Below are 3,032 nucleotides of genomic sequence, written 5' to 3'. Positions count from 1 at the left end.
GGTGGCGGGATTGTACGGGCGGCGACTCACGCGTCAAGGGCGCCTTCGGCGTCGGGCTTCGCCCGATGACGGCCTGGCGGCCGTCACCCTTGACCCGCGAGCCTCCGCCGCCCTGGCCAGGCCCCTCCGGGGGCAGGCTGGCGCCTGCCTGCCTTGCCCCCGCCACCACCACCGAACCGCCTCGCGGGGAAGTCTGTTTCGCCACCCTGGCCATAGGGCTGGGTCCGGCTCCGTCACCTTGGCCACGGGCCTGGGCTCGGCTCCTTCACCTTGGCCACGGGTCTGGGTTCGGCCCGGTCACTTTGGCGACGGGCCTGGGTTCGGCTCCGCCACTTTGGCCATCGGGCTTGGGTCCGCCTGCGTCGCCTCGGCCACGGGGCCTGGGTCGCCTTCGTCACCTTGGCGACTGGGCTTGGGGCGCTTCCGTCACCCCTGGCCACGGGGATTGGGTCCGCCTACGCGCCTTGGCCACGGCGCCGGGTCACCTTCGCTGCCTTGGGCACGGGGCTGGGGCTGCCCTCGTCACCTTGGCCCACAAGGCTTCCGTCGCCTTCCGCACCCTGGCCACGTTGCTTGGGTCGGGTTCGTTGGTCGGCCTTGGGCTTGGGTTGCCCCTGGAAAGCAGGGAGCCCCCGACCTGTGGTCGGGGGCTCCCTTTCCGCTGTGGTTAGCGGTAGTCGCGGCCGAAGTCGTAGTCGTCCAGGGGGACGGCTGCGCCTGTGCCGGTACCGAAGACGTCCGGGGTGTAGTAGCCGTCGTCGTAGCTCGGGATCGCGTAGGCGGCGACCCTTGCTTCCTCCGTCGGCTGGACCTGGATGTTGCGGTACTTGTTGATGCCGGTCCCCGCGGGGATCAGCTTGCCGATGATCACGTTCTCCTTCAGGCCCACCAGCTTGTCGCTGCGGCCGTTGATGGCCGCGTCGGTCAGGACCCTGGTGGTTTCCTGGAAGGAGGCCGCCGACAGCCACGAGTCCGTGGCCAGCGACGCCTTCGTGATGCCCATCAGGACCGGGCGGCCGCTTGCCGGCTCGCCGCCGGAGGCGACGACGCGGCGGTTCTCGGACTCGAACTCGGCCCGTTCGACCAGGGAGCCCGGGAGGAACTCGGTCGAACCGCTGTCGAGGATCGTGACCCGGCGGAGCATCTGCCGGACGATGACCTCGATGTGCTTGTCGTGGATGGACACGCCCTGTGCGCGGTACACCTTCTGGACCTCGTCCACCAGGTGCAGCTGCGCCTCACGCGGGCCCATGACGCGCAGGACCTCGTGCGGGTCCGGCGTGCCTTCCAGCAGCTGCTGGCCCACGTGCACGTGGTCGCCGTCCGCCAGGGGGCCGTCCGGGGTGACCGCGAGGCGCTGGCGCTTCGACAGCTTCTCGAAGATGATCTCCTCGCTGCCGTCGTCCGGGATCAGCGTGATCTTCCAGTAGCGGTCGCCGTCCTCGATGCGGACGCGGCCGTCGACCTCGGCGATCGGGGCCTTGCCCTTCGGCTGGCGGGCCTCGAACAGCTCCTGGACACGCGGCAGACCGGTCGTGATGTCCTCGCCGGCCACACCACCCTGGTGGAACGTACGCATCGTGAGCTGGGTACCCGGCTCACCGATGGACTGCGCCGCCACGATGCCGACTGCCTCGCCGACGTCCACCAGCTGGCCGGTCGCCATGGAGCGGCCGTAGCAGGTGGCGCACACGCCGACCGCCGACTCGCAGGTCAGCACCGACCGGACCTTCGCCTCGGTGACGCCGGAGCCCAGCAGCTTCTCGATCGCCGGGTCGCCGAGGTCGTCGCCGCGGTTCAGCAGGACGTTGCCGTCGGCGTCGGTGATCTCCGAGGCCAGCGTGCGTGCGTAGACCGAGGTCTCCACGTGCTCGGCGCGGAAGGCCGTGCCGTTCGGGCCGCCGGGCTCGCCGACCTTCATCATGATGCCGCGCGTGGTGCCGCAGTCGATCTCGCGGACGATGACGTCCTGCGACACGTCCACCAGACGACGGGTCAGGTAACCCGAGTCGGCGGTACGCAGCGCGGTGTCCGCGAGGCCCTTGCGGGCGCCGTGCGTCGCGATGAAGTACTCCAGCACCGACAGGCCCTCACGGAAGTTGGACTTGATCGGACGCGGGATGAACTCACCACGCGGGTTGGTCACCAGGCCGTTCATGCCGGAGAGCTGGCGGATCTGGGTCATGTTGCCCGCCGCGCCCGACTTCACGATCGTGGGGATCGGGTTGGTGTCGGGGTAGTTCTCCTCCATGGCCTTCGCGACCTCTTCCGTCGCGGTGGACCACACCTTGACCAGCTCGTTGTTCCGCTCGGAGGCGGAGAGCTGACCACGCTGGTAGCGCTTCTCGACGGCGTCGGCCTTCTTCTCGTACTCGTCGAGGATCTCCTGCTTGTTCGGCGGCACGACGACGTCCGAGATGGCGATGGTCACGCCCGACCGGGTGGCCCAGTGGAAGCCCGCGTCCTTCAGCTTGTCCAGCGTCCGGGCCACGGTCACCATCGGGTACCGCTCGGCGAGGTCGTTCACGATCGCGGCCTGCCGCTTCTTCGGCATCGGCTCGTTCATGAACGGGTAGTCGTCGGGCAGCAGGTCGTTGAACAGCACGCGACCGAGGGTGGTGTTGGCGAGCCACGGCCGACCGGGCTCCCAGCCCTCCGGCTTGTCGGCCGAGGTCGGCGTGCGGTCCGAGATGCGGATCTTGACCATCGCCTGCAGGTCGATCACGCCGCGGTCGAAGGCCATGATGGCCTCGGCCGGCGACGAGAACGCCAGGCCAGCACCCTTGCCGTCCTCCTTGAGGCGGGTCAGGTGGAACAGGCCGGTCACCATGTCCAGACGCGGCATGGCCAGCGGGCGACCCGAGGCCGGCGACAGGATGTTGTTGGACGACAGCATCAGGATCCGGGCCTCGGCCTGCGCCTCGGCGGACAGCGGCAGGTGGACCGCCATCTGGTCACCGTCGAAGTCCGCGTTGAACGCCTCGCAGACCAGCGGGTGCAGCTGGATGGCCTTGCCTTCCACCAGCTGCGGC

General features: G+C 69.4%; 1 pseudogene. It reads right to left on the bottom strand.

Features of this window, described 5'->3' with window-relative positions:
* Nucleotides 1–667 precede the first annotated feature (667 nt).
* Nucleotides 668–3,032: pseudogene (locus tag ACJ73U_RS14225) on the bottom strand (DNA-directed RNA polymerase subunit beta'); the annotation flags it as partial.

It is taken from the genome of Actinophytocola sp. (assembly GCF_045807065.1).
Classification (GTDB): domain Bacteria; phylum Actinomycetota; class Actinomycetes; order Mycobacteriales; family Pseudonocardiaceae; genus Actinophytocola.
The sequence above is the reverse complement of the archived record's forward strand: the minus strand, read 5'-3'. Positions and strand labels throughout refer to the sequence as shown.